Source organism: Jannaschia seosinensis (assembly GCF_001408515.1).
Lineage (GTDB): Bacteria > Pseudomonadota > Alphaproteobacteria > Rhodobacterales > Rhodobacteraceae > Jannaschia > Jannaschia seosinensis.
In genome coordinates this window covers 1-13,446 of the sequence record NZ_CYPR01000064.1, presented here as the reverse complement: position 1 = coordinate 13,446, position 13,446 = coordinate 1, and the positions used below count along the sequence as shown (strand labels likewise).

At 62.0% G+C, this 13,446-nt stretch carries 24 protein-coding genes; 2 read left to right on the top strand and 22 right to left on the bottom strand.

The window, feature by feature from the left end:
* Positions 1-296 precede the first annotated feature (296 nt).
* A complete protein-coding gene (locus tag JSE7799_RS05850; RefSeq protein ID WP_055662793.1) occupies positions 297-1,241 on the top strand; it encodes a 1-phosphofructokinase family hexose kinase in 945 nt (314 codons plus the stop codon).
* Between the two features lie 141 nt (positions 1,242-1,382).
* Positions 1,383-2,063: a hypothetical protein gene (locus JSE7799_RS05845; protein ID WP_055662790.1), complete on the top strand. Its 681-nt coding sequence runs from the start codon at positions 1,383-1,385 to the stop codon at positions 2,061-2,063.
* Positions 2,064-2,136: 73 nt separating this feature from the next.
* Here the strand turns inward: JSE7799_RS05845 and rpmD are convergent, their stop codons facing one another.
* From rpmD to JSE7799_RS05735, 22 genes are all read right to left on the bottom strand, one after another.
* On the bottom strand, positions 2,137-2,325 hold the full coding sequence (gene rpmD, locus JSE7799_RS05840) for a 50S ribosomal protein L30 (protein ID WP_055662789.1): 189 nt from the start codon (positions 2,323-2,325) through the stop codon (positions 2,137-2,139).
* Between the two features lie 3 nt (positions 2,326-2,328).
* The gene (gene rpsE / locus JSE7799_RS05835) at positions 2,329-2,913 is read right to left on the bottom strand and encodes a 30S ribosomal protein S5 (protein ID WP_055662788.1); all 585 of its coding nucleotides are present in this window, start codon (positions 2,911-2,913) and stop codon (positions 2,329-2,331) included.
* A 100-nt stretch (positions 2,914-3,013) separates the two neighbouring features.
* Positions 3,014-3,373: a 50S ribosomal protein L18 gene (gene rplR, locus JSE7799_RS05830; protein ID WP_055662787.1), complete on the bottom strand. Its 360-nt coding sequence runs from the start codon at positions 3,371-3,373 to the stop codon at positions 3,014-3,016.
* A gap of 11 nt (positions 3,374-3,384) precedes the next feature.
* Positions 3,385-3,918 carry a 50S ribosomal protein L6 gene (rplF, locus tag JSE7799_RS05825; RefSeq protein ID WP_055662786.1) on the bottom strand — a complete coding sequence of 178 codons (534 nt, stop codon included), beginning with the start codon at positions 3,916-3,918 and terminating at the stop codon, positions 3,385-3,387.
* A gap of 10 nt (positions 3,919-3,928) precedes the next feature.
* Complete coding sequence (gene rpsH, locus JSE7799_RS05820) at positions 3,929-4,321, bottom strand: 30S ribosomal protein S8 (protein WP_055662785.1); 393 nt, start codon at positions 4,319-4,321, stop codon at positions 3,929-3,931.
* Positions 4,322-4,334: 13 nt separating this feature from the next.
* Positions 4,335-4,640 carry a 30S ribosomal protein S14 gene (gene rpsN / locus JSE7799_RS05815; protein WP_055662784.1) on the bottom strand — a complete coding sequence of 102 codons (306 nt, stop codon included), beginning with the start codon at positions 4,638-4,640 and terminating at the stop codon, positions 4,335-4,337.
* An 11-nt stretch (positions 4,641-4,651) separates the two neighbouring features.
* Positions 4,652-5,215: a 50S ribosomal protein L5 gene (rplE, locus tag JSE7799_RS05810; RefSeq protein ID WP_083480296.1), complete on the bottom strand. Its 564-nt coding sequence runs from the start codon at positions 5,213-5,215 to the stop codon at positions 4,652-4,654.
* On the bottom strand, positions 5,215-5,520 hold the full coding sequence (rplX, locus tag JSE7799_RS05805; protein WP_055662783.1) for a 50S ribosomal protein L24: 306 nt from the start codon (positions 5,518-5,520) through the stop codon (positions 5,215-5,217). Before rplX ends, rplE begins: the two co-directional genes overlap by 1 nt.
* Positions 5,520-5,888 carry a 50S ribosomal protein L14 gene (gene rplN / locus JSE7799_RS05800; protein ID WP_013963207.1) on the bottom strand — a complete coding sequence of 123 codons (369 nt, stop codon included), beginning with the start codon at positions 5,886-5,888 and terminating at the stop codon, positions 5,520-5,522. Before rplN ends, rplX begins: the two co-directional genes overlap by 1 nt.
* A 98-nt stretch (positions 5,889-5,986) precedes the next feature.
* On the bottom strand, positions 5,987-6,217 hold the full coding sequence (gene rpsQ, locus JSE7799_RS05795; RefSeq protein ID WP_055662782.1) for a 30S ribosomal protein S17: 231 nt from the start codon (positions 6,215-6,217) through the stop codon (positions 5,987-5,989).
* Positions 6,217-6,426 (bottom strand): 50S ribosomal protein L29, encoded by a 210-nt coding sequence (rpmC, locus tag JSE7799_RS05790; protein WP_055662781.1) that lies wholly within the window; start codon positions 6,424-6,426, stop codon positions 6,217-6,219. The genes rpsQ and rpmC overlap by 1 nt, the downstream gene beginning before the upstream one ends.
* 198 nt (positions 6,427-6,624) lie before the next feature.
* Positions 6,625-7,245, bottom strand: a complete 621-nt coding sequence (locus JSE7799_RS05785) for a TIGR02466 family protein (RefSeq protein WP_055662780.1) — start codon at positions 7,243-7,245, stop codon at positions 6,625-6,627.
* Between the two features lie 122 nt (positions 7,246-7,367).
* Positions 7,368-7,781 carry a 50S ribosomal protein L16 gene (gene rplP / locus JSE7799_RS05780; protein WP_055662779.1) on the bottom strand — a complete coding sequence of 138 codons (414 nt, stop codon included), beginning with the start codon at positions 7,779-7,781 and terminating at the stop codon, positions 7,368-7,370.
* A gap of 12 nt (positions 7,782-7,793) precedes the next feature.
* Positions 7,794-8,531 carry a 30S ribosomal protein S3 gene (gene rpsC, locus JSE7799_RS05775; RefSeq protein ID WP_055662778.1) on the bottom strand — a complete coding sequence of 246 codons (738 nt, stop codon included), beginning with the start codon at positions 8,529-8,531 and terminating at the stop codon, positions 7,794-7,796.
* The gene (gene rplV, locus JSE7799_RS05770) at positions 8,531-8,911 is read right to left on the bottom strand and encodes a 50S ribosomal protein L22 (protein ID WP_055662777.1); all 381 of its coding nucleotides are present in this window, start codon (positions 8,909-8,911) and stop codon (positions 8,531-8,533) included. Before rplV ends, rpsC begins: the two co-directional genes overlap by 1 nt.
* A gap of 3 nt (positions 8,912-8,914) precedes the next feature.
* Positions 8,915-9,193 carry a 30S ribosomal protein S19 gene (gene rpsS / locus JSE7799_RS05765; RefSeq protein ID WP_055662776.1) on the bottom strand — a complete coding sequence of 93 codons (279 nt, stop codon included), beginning with the start codon at positions 9,191-9,193 and terminating at the stop codon, positions 8,915-8,917.
* Between the two features lie 2 nt (positions 9,194-9,195).
* Entirely contained in the window at positions 9,196-10,038 is an 843-nt protein-coding gene (gene rplB, locus JSE7799_RS05760; RefSeq protein ID WP_055662775.1) for a 50S ribosomal protein L2, read from the bottom strand.
* 111 nt (positions 10,039-10,149) lie between these two features.
* Complete coding sequence (locus tag JSE7799_RS05755; RefSeq protein ID WP_055662774.1) at positions 10,150-10,434, bottom strand: 50S ribosomal protein L23; 285 nt, start codon at positions 10,432-10,434, stop codon at positions 10,150-10,152.
* Positions 10,431-11,048, bottom strand: coding sequence for a 50S ribosomal protein L4 (gene rplD, locus JSE7799_RS05750; protein ID WP_055662773.1), 618 nt, complete (start codon positions 11,046-11,048; stop codon positions 10,431-10,433). Before rplD ends, JSE7799_RS05755 begins: the two co-directional genes overlap by 4 nt.
* Positions 11,045-11,926, bottom strand: coding sequence for a 50S ribosomal protein L3 (gene rplC / locus JSE7799_RS05745; RefSeq protein ID WP_083480293.1), 882 nt, complete (start codon positions 11,924-11,926; stop codon positions 11,045-11,047). The genes rplD and rplC overlap by 4 nt, the downstream gene beginning before the upstream one ends.
* Positions 11,927-11,940: 14 nt before the next feature.
* Positions 11,941-12,249: a 30S ribosomal protein S10 gene (gene rpsJ, locus JSE7799_RS05740; protein ID WP_055662772.1), complete on the bottom strand. Its 309-nt coding sequence runs from the start codon at positions 12,247-12,249 to the stop codon at positions 11,941-11,943.
* Positions 12,250-12,632: 383 nt separating this feature from the next.
* Positions 12,633-13,446 (bottom strand): elongation factor Tu (locus JSE7799_RS05735; RefSeq protein WP_055662771.1); only part of this gene is annotated, 814 nt, incomplete at its 5' end.

The window sequence follows — 13,446 nt, the reverse complement described above, 5'->3', positions numbered from 1 at the left end:
CCTCCGCCCGCCACTTCGCAAGCGTCGCCACGCTGATCCCTTCCTCCTTGGCCAGCCGGCCCAAGGGCATGTTGTTCGGCGGCAGCATCTTCCCGATCACCGCAGCCTTCCGTTCAGGTGAGTAAGCCATTTCGTCGTCCTGTCCCGCCCGCCTCAGAATACACTTTCTGCATCAGAGCAGGCGACAACTTCCCTGACAGAGGGGGATGGCCGCCTTGTTCGGATTACACCGCAATGATTGAGGAGGACGCGCGGGCGGACTTCACGCGCGCCGCCCGCGCTCTATGATGGGCAGCATGAACGAAATTCTCACCGTCACCGCCAATCCGGCACTTGATCTGTCAACCGAGGCGCCCGCCGTCATCCCGGACCGCAAGCTGCGCTGCGCCGCCGCTCTGGTGCATCCCGGCGGGGGCGGCGTGAACATCTCTCGCGCCATCGCCAATCTCGGCGGGGCGAGCCGGGCACTCGTCGCTCACGGCGGGACGACCGGCGCAGAGTTGGTCCGCCTGATCCGTGCCGAAGGGCTCGCACCCGAGCCGCTGGGCGTGGAACACACCACGCGGCAGTCCATTTCGGTCCGCGACCAAGCGACGGGGCTGCAATATCGCTTCATGCTTCCTGGCCCGGATTGGACATCGGAGGATGCGGCGAAGGCTCGCGCCGCGATCCTAGCCGCCGTCACGCCCGGCGCCTTGGTCATTCCCTCGGGATCGCTGCCACCCGGCCTGTCGGTCGATTTCTTCCTCGACCTCGCGCCGGAGATCGCGGCCGACGGCGCGAGGATGATCATCGACACATCTGGCCCCGCGCTTAAACGTGCCGCCGCCGCCCACGCCGGTCTTTACGTCCTTCGGATGGACACGGCGGAAGCGGAGGAGCTGTCCGACCGCACCCTCACCGATCTTGGCGACCTTGCCGCACTGGCAACGTCGCTCCGCGACGCCGGCGCCGCCGAAATCGTAATGATCGCCGCAGGAGCCGAGGGGACCGTAATCGCCTGCGACACGTGGCGCGGCCTGACCCGTCCCCCCGTCGTCGTACCCCACTCGAAGATCGGCGCAGGCGACAGCTTTGTCGCTGCCTTCGCCATGTCCATCGCCCGCGGCGAGGATCCCGTAACCGCCGCCTGCTGGGGCACTGCAGCGGCCAGTTCCGCCGTACAGGAGGTTGGCACACGGCTTTGCCAGCGCGAAGATACGGAACGGTTCTTTCAGAAGGTGGAGCGCACGAAATTGTAGATCATCGATCCTTGCTGGAACGGCTTGACGATAGACTCGAGGATCGATCGCAGAAACATCTCAGACGACAGGAGACGAAAAAGATCATTTCCGCATCGACAGTCTGCACCCGAGAACGCGCCGCACCAGTGAGGATCAAGAATGAAAAAGGTTCCAATGAAGGGCGCCGCATTGGTTGCAGCTTTCTTCCTTCCGGCAAGTATGTCTCAAGCGAAAATCTGCGATTACAAGCCCAGCCGGCTAATCGGCGGCGCGACATCTGCAATTGTTGGCGGTGCCGTTAGCGCGACGGCAAGCGCGGGCGTCGTCACCAACGCGCTCGGGTATTACACTCTCGTTCATGCCACGTCCGGTCTAACGATGCTTGGATCGACGGCCGCAGGATCTTCGGCGGCCGGGACGGTTGGCATCATCGCGGGGACCGGCGGCGTTATCGGCTCGGCCTTAGCGTTTGTAACCGCCCCCGCAACCATCGTCGTCGGTGCGGTTACCGCCGTCGCCCTCGGCGGATATGAAGGCGCCTGCTACTTCAAGGTCGAGCGCGTCACCGACCGCAAAGCAATCGTCGCCATCGTCGAAAACATGGCGCAGCGCGCCGAACCCGACTATTTTCGCCTGATCTCGCCGCGCGGCCTCGACGAGCGGTTCCTAGTGGTTCGGGATGTGACAAACCCGGAGATCGTAAATCGCTATGACGTCGACAAGCTCTACATCGCAGACGGCGTTCTTAAGCACCGCGACTCGTTCATGAACACGACGATCGGCAAGGTTCTCTTCATAGACGAAGCTCCCCCGGAACAAGTCGAGACAGACATCGACTGAACGGAAAAAGCCCCGGCCGTTTCCGACCGAGGCGCCAAAACTAGTCCCATTCAACCCGCGAACAAAGAAGGCCTCAGCCCCGCTCCTCCACGATCTCGACGAGATGCGGAATCTTCGCAACCATCCCACGCACGGACGGGGTGTCTTCCAACTCACGCAACTTGTTCATCTTGTTCAGGCCAAGACCGACCAGCGTCGCGCGCTGATCCTTGGGGCGGCGGATCGGCGAACCGATCTGCTTGACGACAATCGTTTTAGCCATGGATCAAGCCTCCTCGGCGACTTGCGTCGACTGCGCCGGAGCCTCGTCACGCTTCGGCAGGATATCCGCAACTTTCTTGCCGCGGCGCTGCGCGACCGAACGTGGCGAAGATTCCTGCTGGAGACCGTCCAGCGTCGCACGAATCATGTTGTAAGGGTTTTGCGAGCCGATCGACTTCGACACAACGTCTTTGACGCCCAGCATCTCAAAGACCGCACGCATCGGACCACCGGCGATGATGCCGGTACCTTCCGGAGCGGTCCGCATGACGACGCGGCCCGCACCATGGCGACCATTCACATCGTGGTGCAACGTACGACCGTCGCGCAGCGGAACACGGATCATCTGGCGCTTGGCCTGTTCGGTCGCCTTGCGGATGGCCTCGGGAACCTCCTTGGCCTTGCCCTTGCCGAAGCCGACACGGCCCTTCTGGTCACCCACGACGACGAGGGCCGCGAAGCCAAAGCGCTTACCGCCCTTGACCGTCTTGGAGACGCGGTTGATCGCCACCAAGCGATCGGCGAATTCCGGGGTTTCATCACGGTCGCGGCCACGGCCACGCCCACCTCTGTTGTCACGTTCCGCCATACGGCATCTCCTTCATGCGGCCACTCGGCCAGTCATATCGATCCTTGGTGGGCCGCAGCCCCCGGATCATCGAGGGTGCCCTTCCGGGCACCCTGCATCTTCAGAACTTCAGACCGTTCTCACGGGCGGCATCGGCGAGCGCCTTAACCTTTCCATGAAATAGAAAGCCGCCACGGTCGAAGTAAACGTCTTCGACACCGGCCTTCTTGGCACGATCGGCCACCGCCGCGCCAACCGCCGCAGCCGCCGCGACGTTGTTCTTGCCGACCAAACCGAGGTCTTTCTCCAGCGTCGAGGCGGCTGCGAGCGTACGGCCCGCAACGTCGTCGATCACCTGAGCGAAGATGTTCTTGTTGGAGCGATGCACCGACAGGCGCGCGCGCCCGGCGTTCATCTTGCGAAGCTTGTTCCGGACGCGCAGACGGCGCTTGAGGAACAGATCGCGTTTGCTGTTTGCCATGTTCCCGGTCCTTACTTCTTCTTGCCTTCCTTGCGGAAGATATACTCGCCCTTATAGCGGATACCTTTGCCCTTATAGGGCTCGGGCGCACGCCATTCGCGGATGTTGGCCGCGACCTGACCGACGAGCTGTTGATCGGAACCCTCGACGACCACTTCGGTCTGCTTGGGCGCCGTCACCGTGACACCCTCGGGCACCGGAAAATCGACGTCGTGGCTATAGCCGAGCGCAAGCTTGAGCACGTTGCCCTGCATCTGCGCCCGGTAGCCCACGCCGGTGATCTCCAATTCCTTGCGGAAGCCGGTGCTGACGCCGGTAACGAGGTTCTGAACCATCGTGCGGCTCATACCCCATTGCTGACGTGCGCGCTTGGACTTGCCGCGCGGCTCTACCTTCACGGCATCGTCGGCAACCGTAAGCGTGACGTCGTCCGTTGCGGTGAATTCGCGCGAGCCCTTAGGGCCCTTGACCGAAATCGTCTGCCCGGAGACGGACGCTTCCACCCCCGAAGGCAACTCGACGGGTCTCTTGCCAATACGAGACATGATCCCCTCCTCAGAATACGGTGCAGAGCACTTCACCGCCAACATTGGCGTTACGTGCAGCTGCATCCGACATGACGCCGCGAGACGTCGATACAATGGAAACTCCGAGGCCCTGACGGACCGACGGGACGTCCTTGATTGCCATGTACACACGGCGGCCCGGCTTCGAGACCCGCTTGAGCTCGCGGATCACAGGAGTGCCCTCGTAGTATTTGAGCGCGATCTCCAGAGTGGGGTGCCCGTTGCGGTCCGAGCTCTGCTCATAGCCGCGAATGTACCCCTCATCCGCCATCACGTCGAGGACGCGGGCGCGCAGCTTGGAAGCCGGTGTTGAAACATTGGTCTTGCCGCGCATCTGCGCATTGCGAATGCGGGTCAGCATGTCGCCGATAGGATCGTTCATACCTTGTCCCTCCTCACCAGCTCGACTTGACCATGCCAGGGATTTTCCCCTCGCTGGCCAGATCGCGAAGCATGATGCGGCTCAGCTTGAGCTTGCGGTAGTAGGCGCGGGGCCGTCCCGTCAGCTGGCAGCGGTTGTTGAGGCGCGTCGCCGACGAGTTGCGCGGCAACTCGGCCAGCTTGAGAGTCGCCTTGAAGCGTTCCTCCATCGGCTTCGATTCGTCGCGGATGACCTCCTTGAGGGCCTCGCGCTTGCCCGCATATTTCTTCACCAGCCGCTCGCGCTTCTTCTGGCGTTCGATCATGGATTCTTTTGCCATGTCTTTATCCTTCAGCTCGTGAACGGGAAGTTGAAGTGCTTCAGCAGCGCCTTCGCTTCCCCGTCCGTCTTGGCGGTAGTGCAGATGATGATGTCCATGCCCCAGACCTCATCGACTTTGTCGAAGTTGATCTCGGGGAACACGATATGCTCCTTGAGGCCCATGGCGTAGTTGCCGCGTCCGTCGAAGCTCTTCCCGTTAAGTCCGCGGAAGTCACGAACCCGCGGCAAGGCAATCGTCACCAGCCGGTCGAGGAACTCATACATGCGAGCGCCGCGCAGCGTCACCTTGGCCCCGAGCGGCATGCCCTCGCGAACACGAAAGCCCGCGATGGACTTCTTTGCTTTGGTCACGACGGCACGCTGACCGGTGATCGTGGTGAGGTCGTCCTGCGCCGACTTCGCCTTCTTCGAGTCACGAACGGCTTCGGCACCCGCCCCGATGTTCAGGACGATCTTGTCCAGACGCGGGATCATCATGTCGTTCGAGTAGCCGAACTCTTCCTTCATCGCGGCCTTGATGTTCGCATCAAAAGCGGCGCGAAGGCGAGGAGTGTAGTTTTCCATGTCGAGCATCAGATCACGTCTCCCGTGGTCTTGGCGAAGCGAACCTTCTTGTCGCCATCCACGCGGAACCCGACCCGTGTCGGCTTACCGTTGGCGTCGATCACGGCGAGGTTCGAAAGGTCGATCGGCAGCGCCTTGGGGATGCGACCGCCCTGGCTCGTCTGGCTCTGGCGGGTGTGCCGGATGGCCATGTTGACCCCTTCCACCACGGCCTTGCCGGCCTTCGGATCCACGGACTGGATCTCACCCTCCATGCCCTTGTCGCGTCCCGAAAGGACGATGACGCGGTCACCTTTGCGGAGTTTTGCGGCCATTACAGCACCTCCGGCGCAAGCGAGATGATCTTCATGAAGTTCTTCGCGCGCAATTCGCGAACCACCGGCCCGAAGATACGGGTGCCGATCGGCTCGTTATTGTTGTTGAGGATGACAGCGGCGTTCCGATCGAATCGGATCGCGGTCCCATCATCGCGGCGGACCTCCTTGGCGGTCCGCACGACGACGGCCTTGCGCACGTCGCCCTTCTTGACGCGGCCACGCGGAATGGCCTCCTTCACCGACACCACGATGATGTCGCCGACAGAGGCATACTTCCGCTTGGACCCGCCCAAGACCTTGATGCACTGAACGCGGCGTGCGCCGCTGTTGTCAGCAACATCCAGGTTGGTCTGCATCTGGATCATTGGTTTCTCCCGACCTTTGGGGCGGCGATGCGTGCCGAACTCCCCAGGGTTTCGCTATTTCTGACGATCGCCCAAAGACGATCGCCGCAATCGCGCAATTATTCGGCGACGACTTCCCACCGCTTCGTCTTGGACTTCGGCGGGCATTCCTGAATCCGCACGACATCCCCGACCTTGAACTGGTTCGTTTCGTCGTGGGCCCGGTACTTCTTCGAACGCCGGACTGTCTTCTTGAGCAGCGGGTGCTTGAAGCGGCGCTCGATCGAGACGGTGACGGTCTGGGCGTTCTGGTCGGAGGTGACGACACCCCGAAGGATACGTTTGGGCATTACTTCGCCTCCGCCTCGGCGCCACGCGCCTTCTCGTTCAGAATGGTGTTGACGCGTGCAACGGAGCGGCGAACCTGGCGCATCCGCGCAGTGTTCTCAAGCTGGCTCGTCGCAGCTTGGAAGCGCAGATTGAACGCCTCCTTCTTGAGCTGGGTGAGCTGCGTGCGCAACTCGTCTGGGGTCTTGCCCCGCAATTCGGTGGCGTCCATCGCCTAGGTCCTTTCAACATCACCGGGCCGCCCCGTGGGGTAACGGCATCGTCCGGTGGAGATCATCTGTAGAGAGCGCCGCATAAACGAGGTGGGGCGAAGGCGCAAGGCGCTACTAGAGCTTGGCTCATATAATCTACTGGACAGGTGATGTCGCAAAAAGCCCACTCCTCCTGTCTTGAAAGAACGATCCGAAAATCAGCCCCAGCCATAATTAAAACTTACGGAAACCCGCTCAGCCTCAGCCATGTTCATCGGCACTTCATGACGAAGCCAGCTTTCCCACAGCAGCACATCGCCAACCCTCGGCGTCTCGTAGTGGAAGGTCCGCAAATCCGCCGGCGCATCCTTACGCCGCACAGGAGCCGCCATCATCATCGGAAGGCGCGGGTCTTCGAATCGAATGGCGCTCGTCCCTTCAGGCAGCGCAACATAGGTGGTCCCGGAGATTACCGAGTGCGGATGGAGATGCCCGGTATGTATGCCCCCCTCCGGCAAGACGTTGATCCAGAGATCCTCAAGCGCAAGCTTCTTGTCTCCCAACTCAAACGCCACCGCCTCCGCGAAAGCCATCACGTGAGCATCGAGCACCTCAACCAGACCCGCGAAGATAGGAAACCGCCAAGGCAAATCCGTCAGCGAAGCATAGCTGGTATAGCCGGGAAAGTCATTCTCCTCGCACCAGTCCTGGCCCGCCTCGTCATCCTCCGCAATGGATAGGCAGGACGCTTCAAGCTCCTGCGGATCGATGGCTGGCGAATGTTCCGCGAGGGAGCCACGGTAAAGTCGCGTGGCGAAGAGAGAAGATATGTCAGGCATCGGGCACCTCGAAACGCTGCTCCGGCCCTGTCTAAAACGGGAAAGTTGCCGGAGAAAACCCACCCTAAAATGTGAAAAAGCCCCCGGCACACCGGGGGCTTCCTCAACTGATCGGCACAGACTTACCAGTCCTCGCGAACCACCGTGCGCGTCTTGATCGGCAGCTTCATGGCGGCGAGCCGAAGCGCTTCGCGGGCAATGCCCTCGGAAACGCCGTCGATCTCGAACATCACGCGGCCGGGCTTCACCTTACAGGCCCAGTAATCGACCGATCCCTTACCCTTACCCATCCGCACCTCGGTGGGTTTGGAAGTAACTGGGACGTCCGGAAAGATCCGGATCCAGACCCGACCCTGACGCTTCATGTGACGCGTCAACGCGCGGCGAGCGGCCTCGATCTGACGCGCCGTAACACGCTCGGGTTGCGTCGCTTTCAGGCCGTAGGTGCCGAAGTTCAGGTCGGAACCGCCCTTCGCCTCACCCTTGATAGAGCCCTTGAACTGCTTGCGGAACTTCGTCCGTTTCGGTTGCAACATGACTAGTTCTCCTTACCGGCGACGATCGCCACGGGGGCGATCATCGCGGCGGCCGCCAGCGCCACGAGGAGCCGGACCATCCTGAAGTTCCTGGGCCTTGCGATCACGAGCCGAAGGATCGTGCTCCATGATCTCGCCTTTGAAAATCCAGACCTTGATGCCGATGATGCCATAGGGCGTCTTGGCTTCGATGTTTGCAAAGTCGATATCGGCGCGAAGCGTGTGCAACGGCACGCGCCCCTCACGATACCACTCCGTCCGCGCAATCTCTGCACCGCCGAGACGGCCGGCAAGATTGACACGGATACCGAGAGCACCCATCCGCATCGCATTCTGCACCGCACGCTTCATGGCGCGGCGGAACGAGACACGACGCTCCAACTGCTGAGCGATGCTCTCACCGACGAGCGCAGCGTCAAGCTCCGGCTTCCGAACCTCGACGATGTTGAGATGCAGCTCGCTGTCCGTCATCTTCGCCAGCTTCTTGCGCAGCGTCTCGATGTCCGCGCCCTTCTTGCCGATGATGACACCCGGACGGGCCGTATGGATCGTCACGCGGCACTTCCGGTGCGGACGCTCGATAATGACACGGCTGACGCCGGCCTGCTTGGCTTCCTCTTCGATGAACTGGCGGATCCGAAGATCCTCCAGCAGAAGATTGCCGTAATCCTTCGTGTCGGCATACCAGCGGCTGTCCCAGGTGCGATTGACCTGGAGCCGCATGCCGATCGGGTTGACCTTGTTACCCATCAGGCTTGCTCCTCGACTTGACGCACCTTGATCGTGAGTTCCGAAAACGGCTTGACGATACGCCCGAACCTGCCACGGGCACGCGGACGTCCTCGCTTCATGGTCAGGTTCTTGCCAACCCATGCCTCGGCCACGATCAGCTCGTCGGCGTCGAGGTTGTGATTGTTCTCGGCGTTGGCGACGGCCGACTGTAGGCACTTGCGAACATCGACAGCGATACGCTTCTTAGAGAAGGTGAGGTCGGAGACCGCCTTCTCTACCTTCTTGCCTCGGATCAGCGCAGCCACGAGGTTTAGCTTCTGCGGGCTGGTGCGCAGCATTCGCAGTTTGGCCATGGCCTCATTGTCGGCCACGCGGCGGGGATTCTTTTCCTTACCCATGGCTTACTTCCTCTTGGCTTTCTTGTCCGCCGCATGCCCATAATAGGTCCGCGTCGGAGCGTATTCGCCGAACTTCTGGCCGATCATGTCTTCGGAAACGTTCACCGGGATGTGCTTGTGCCCGTTATAGACGCCGAAGGTGAGGCCGACGAATTGCGGCAGGATGGTCGAACGGCGCGACCATATCTTGATCACTTCATTGCGCCCGCTGTCGCGGGACTTTTCGGCCTTCTTGAGGACGTAAGCGTCCACGAAGGGGCCTTTCCAGACGGAACGGCTCATGCTCAGCGTCCTTTCTTGCGTGCGTGGCGCGACCGTACGATCAGCTTCTGCGACGCCTTGTTCTTGTTACGGGTGCGCGCACCCTTGGTCGGCTTGCCCCACGGCGTGACCGGGTGACGACCACCCGACGTGCGGCCCTCACCGCCACCGTGCGGGTGGTCGATCGGGTTCATCACGACACCTCGAACGGACGGACGAATGCCCTTGTGGCGATTGCGGCCGGCCTTACCAATGTTCTGGTTCGAGTTGTCCGGGTTCGAAACCGCACCGACAGTCGCCATGCATTCCTGACGGACGAGACGAAGCTCGCCCGAGGACAAGCGGATCTGCGCGTAGCCGCCGTCGCGGCCCACGAACTGGGCATAGGTGCCCGCAGCGCGCGCGATCTGGCCGCCCTTGCCCGGTTTCAGTTCGATGTTGTGGACGATCGTTCCGATTGGCATGCCCTGAAACGGCATCGCGTTGCCCGGCTTGATGTCGGCCTTGGCCGCTGCGACCACGCGATCACCGACGGCGAGGCGCTGCGGCGCCAGAATATAGGCTGCTTCGCCGTCCGTGTAACGAATGAGCGCGATGAAGGCGGTGCGGTTCGGGTCGTACTCGATCCGTTCCACGTTCGCCTGAACGTCCATCTTGTTGCGCTTGAAATCGACGATCCGATAGAGCCGCTTGGCTCCGCCGCCCTTGCGGCGCATCGTGATCCGTCCGGTGTTGTTGCGTCCGCCGTTCTTCGTCAGTCCCTCGGTGAGGGCCTTGAAGGGGCGGCCTTTCCACAGCTCCGAACGGTCGATCAGAACCAGCCCGCGCTGGCCCGGCGTCGTCGGCTTATACGACTTGAGTGCCATGTTACCTGTCTTCCGTTTGCGTGGCGCGACGGGTCATTCCGCCGCGCAGTTGTAGGGCCCCGGAGGTCCCCCGCGAAAGACCCGCCCGTTACGAGCGGGTCGATACATTCATCAAAGGCCGGTCGTCACGTCGATCGTATTGCCCTCCTCGAGGGTCACGTAGGCCTTCTTGACGTCCTTGCGCCGCCCGCGAATGCCGCGGAACCGCTTGGCCTTTCCTTTGGTGATGGTCGTGTTGACGGCCTTCACCTTGACGCCGAACAATTCTTCCACCGCCGATTTGATCTGCGGCTTGTTGGAGTCGATCGCCACCTCGAATGCAACGGCCCCGGCCTCGCTGGCCAAGGTCGCCTTCTCGGTGATGATCGGCTTGCGGATCACATCATAGGTGTTCATGCCAGCCGCGCCTCCAGCGCTTCGACACCCGCCTTGGTGATCACGAGCGTGTCACGCTTGAGGATGTCATAGACGTTCGCGCCCATGGAGGGCAGGACGTCGAGGTTTTCAAGATTGCGAGCCGCTTGAGCGAATTCCTCGTTGACCGAAGAACCGTCGATGATCAGCGCACGCTTCCAGCCGAGATCCTTGATCTGCTTCGCCAGAACCCCAGTCTTTCCCGTCGCCGCCAGATCGTCGAGGACGACCAGCTTCCCGGCCTGCGCCTTCGACGACAGAGCGTGCATCAGGCCCAGCTTCCGAACCTTCTTGGTCAGCTCATGCGCATGGCTGCGCGGGGTCGGACCTTTGTACACGCCACCCTTGCGGAAGATCGGCGCCTTCCGGGAGCCGTGACGTGCGCCGCCCGAACCCTTCTGACGAACGATTTTCTTTGTGGAGTAGCTGACTTCGGAACGCGTCTTGACCTTGTGCGTACCCTGCTGCGCCTTGTTCCGCTGCCAACGGACCACGCGGAACAAGATATCGCGGCGCGGCTCAAGCCCGAACAGATCATCGTTCAGCTCGACCGATCCGGCACTGGAGCCATCCAGCTTGATGACGTCGAGTTTCATTCGTCACCTTCCTTCTTCTCGGGGGCTTCGGCGTCCGAGTTGTCCGTCGATGCGGTCTCCTCGGCGATGTCGGCCTCTGCCTCCTTGAGTGCAGCTTCCTGCTGCGCGGCTTCCTCGGCCAGACGCGCCTCTTCGGCCGCCTTGGCTTCGGCTTCGGCGGCGGCAGCGGCCTCCGCAGCAGCCTTTTCGGCTTCGCGACGGGCGGACATCAACGCCGCAGGCAGGATTGCATTCTCGGGGAACGGCTTCTTAACCGCATCCTTGATCGTGACCCAACCGCCACGGGAGCCGGGCACGGCGCCCCTGACCATGATAAGACCACGGTCGGTGTCGGTGCGGACAACCTGAAGGTTCTGAGTGGTCACACGGGCGGCGCCCATATGGCCGGCCATCTTCTTGCCCTTGAACACCTTGCCCGGGTCTTGGCACTGTCCGGTGGAGCCGTGCGAGCGGTGGCTAATCGATACACCATGCGAGGCACGTAGACCGCCGAAGTTGTGCCGCTTCATGGCACCGGCAAAGCCCTTACCGATCGACGTGCCGGACACGTCAACGAACTGACCTTCGAAATAGTGGTCGGCGATGATCTCCTCGCCAACCTCAATCAGGTTTTCGGCATCGACGCGAAACTCGACGATCTTGCGCTTCGGCTCCACGCCCGCCTGTTTGAAGACGCCGCGCATCGCTTGGCTCGTCCGCTTGACCTTCGCCGCGCCCGCACCGAGCTGAACCGCCGAATAACCGTTTTTCTCCGTGGTGCGCTGACCCACGACCTGCAGGCCGTCGAGTTGCAGCACCGTAACAGGCACCTGGCGCCCGTCCTCCTGGAAGATGCGCGTCATGCCCACCTTCTTCGCGATCACTCCGGAACGCATCATTGGGCTACCCTCCCTCAGACCTTGATCTCGACATCCACGCCAGCGGCGAGGTCGAGCTTCATCAGGGCGTCAACCGTCTGCGGCGTCGGATCGACGATATCGAGCATCCGCTTATGCGTCCGGATTTCCCACTGATCGCGCGACTTCTTGTCGACGTGGGGACCGCGCAGAACGGTAAACTTCTCGATCTTGTTGGGAAGCGGAATGGGTCCGCGAACCTGAGCACCCGTGCGCTTGGCGGTATTCACGATTTCCTGTGTGCTCGCATCGAGCACACGGTAATCGAACGCCTTGAGCCGGATACGAATGTTCTGGCTTTTCATGTCGTTCTTCCGACGTGAGCGAGCCGCCACCACCGCAAGGGCCAGGCGACCGCGTGCAAGTTGAGAGGAGGAGAGCGGACCACCCGAACGCCTCATCGAACCCGAACGGAACGCGGAACCGGAAGACGGTTCCATCCGTAGAGCCGCGCGTTTAGACCGCGCGCATCCCGCGCGCAACCCCGCTTCTCTTGGATTCTGCCCTCTGTCGGCGATGGTTTTCTCAGCCATGCATCGGCTGGTGGATTGGACGCTTAAGTTGAACCAAATCGGCGGAACCGCACGCGCCCCCCGAACGCAAGAAGGGCCCCCGCGGGGGCCCTTGTGCTGTCGGCGAAGTGCTCGCCGGTGCGGTCGGGAGCCCGCCCTTTTCGGGGCGGCGATCCTCACTCGGTGATCTTGGAGACCACGCCCGCGCCGACGGTGCGGCCGCCTTCGCGGATCGCGAAGCGCAGGCCCTGCTCCATCGCGATCGGCGCGATCAGCTCGACACCAAAGGACACGTTGTCGCCCGGCATCACCATCTCGGTGCCGGCGGCCAGCTCGACCGTTCCCGTCACGTCCGTCGTGCGGAAGTAGAATTGCGGACGGTAGTTCGCGAAGAACGGCGTGTGACGCCCGCCCTCTTCCTTCGTCAGGATGTAGGCTTCGGCCTCGAACTTCGTGTGCGGCTTCACCGAACCCGGCTTGCAGAGAACCTGCCCGCGCTCGACGCCTTCACGATCCACGCCGCGCAGCAGCGCGCCGATGTTGTCGCCCGCCTCGCCGCGGTCGAGCAGCTTGCGGAACATCTCGACACCCGTGCAGGTCGTCTTGCGCGTGTCGCGGATGCCGACGATCTCGATCTCGTCGCCCACGTTGATCACGCCACGCTCGACCCGGCCCGTCACGACGGTACCGCGGCCGGAGATCGAGAACACGTCCTCGATCGGCATCAGGAACGGCTGGTCCACGGCACGCTCGGGCGTCGGGATCCAGTCGTCGACGGCGGCCATCAGCTCACGAATGGAGTTCTCGCCGATCGTCTCGTCACGGCCTTCCATCGCCGCCAGGGCCGAGCCCTTGACGATCGGAATGTCGTCGCCCGGATAATCGTAGGACGACAGCAGCTCGCGGATCTCCATCTCGACGAGTTCCAGAAGCTCCTCGTCGTCGACCTGATCGACCTTGTTCATGTACACGACCATCGTCGGGATGCCG

Bases quoted from the DNA above. Each gene is read 5' to 3' on its own strand.
- JSE7799_RS05845 (WP_055662790.1), top strand. From the start codon at position 1,383: ATGAAAAAGGTTCCAATGAAGGGCGCCGCATTGGTTGCAGCTTTCTTC.
- rpmC (WP_055662781.1), bottom strand. From the start codon at position 6,426: ATGGACGCCACCGAATTGCGGGGCAAGACCCCAGACGAGTTGCGCACG.
- rplF (WP_055662786.1), bottom strand. From the start codon at position 3,918: ATGTCTCGTATTGGCAAGAGACCCGTCGAGTTGCCTTCGGGGGTGGAA.
- rplD (WP_055662773.1), bottom strand. From the start codon at position 11,048: ATGAAACTCGACGTCATCAAGCTGGATGGCTCCAGTGCCGGATCGGTC.
- JSE7799_RS05785 (WP_055662780.1), bottom strand. From the start codon at position 7,245: ATGCCTGACATATCTTCTCTCTTCGCCACGCGACTTTACCGTGGCTCC.
- rplV (WP_055662777.1), bottom strand. From the start codon at position 8,911: ATGGGTAAGGAAAAGAATCCCCGCCGCGTGGCCGACAATGAGGCCATG.
- rpsN (WP_055662784.1), bottom strand. From the start codon at position 4,640: ATGGCAAAAGAATCCATGATCGAACGCCAGAAGAAGCGCGAGCGGCTG.
- rplX (WP_055662783.1), bottom strand. From the start codon at position 5,520: ATGGCCGCAAAACTCCGCAAAGGTGACCGCGTCATCGTCCTTTCGGGA.
- rpsE (WP_055662788.1), bottom strand. From the start codon at position 2,913: ATGGCGGAACGTGACAACAGAGGTGGGCGTGGCCGTGGCCGCGACCGT.
- rplR (WP_055662787.1), bottom strand. From the start codon at position 3,373: ATGGCAAACAGCAAACGCGATCTGTTCCTCAAGCGCCGTCTGCGCGTC.
- rplC (WP_083480293.1), bottom strand. From the start codon at position 11,926: ATGATGCGTTCCGGAGTGATCGCGAAGAAGGTGGGCATGACGCGCATC.
- rpsS (WP_055662776.1), bottom strand. From the start codon at position 9,193: ATGAGCCGTTCCGTCTGGAAAGGCCCCTTCGTGGACGCTTACGTCCTC.
- rpsH (WP_055662785.1), bottom strand. From the start codon at position 4,321: ATGAACGATCCTATCGGCGACATGCTGACCCGCATTCGCAATGCGCAG.
- rpsC (WP_055662778.1), bottom strand. From the start codon at position 8,531: ATGGGTAACAAGGTCAACCCGATCGGCATGCGGCTCCAGGTCAATCGC.
- rpmD (WP_055662789.1), bottom strand. From the start codon at position 2,325: ATGGCTAAAACGATTGTCGTCAAGCAGATCGGTTCGCCGATCCGCCGC.
- rplP (WP_055662779.1), bottom strand. From the start codon at position 7,781: ATGTTGCAACCGAAACGGACGAAGTTCCGCAAGCAGTTCAAGGGCTCT.
- rpsQ (WP_055662782.1), bottom strand. From the start codon at position 6,217: ATGCCCAAACGTATCCTTCGGGGTGTCGTCACCTCCGACCAGAACGCC.
- JSE7799_RS05755 (WP_055662774.1), bottom strand. From the start codon at position 10,434: ATGAACACCTATGATGTGATCCGCAAGCCGATCATCACCGAGAAGGCG.
- rplN (WP_013963207.1), bottom strand. From the start codon at position 5,888: ATGATCCAGATGCAGACCAACCTGGATGTTGCTGACAACAGCGGCGCA.
- rplE (WP_083480296.1), bottom strand. From the start codon at position 5,215: ATGCTCGACATGGAAAACTACACTCCTCGCCTTCGCGCCGCTTTTGAT.
- JSE7799_RS05850 (WP_055662793.1), top strand. From the start codon at position 297: ATGAACGAAATTCTCACCGTCACCGCCAATCCGGCACTTGATCTGTCA.
- rplB (WP_055662775.1), bottom strand. From the start codon at position 10,038: ATGGCACTCAAGTCGTATAAGCCGACGACGCCGGGCCAGCGCGGGCTG.
- rpsJ (WP_055662772.1), bottom strand. From the start codon at position 12,249: ATGAAAAGCCAGAACATTCGTATCCGGCTCAAGGCGTTCGATTACCGT.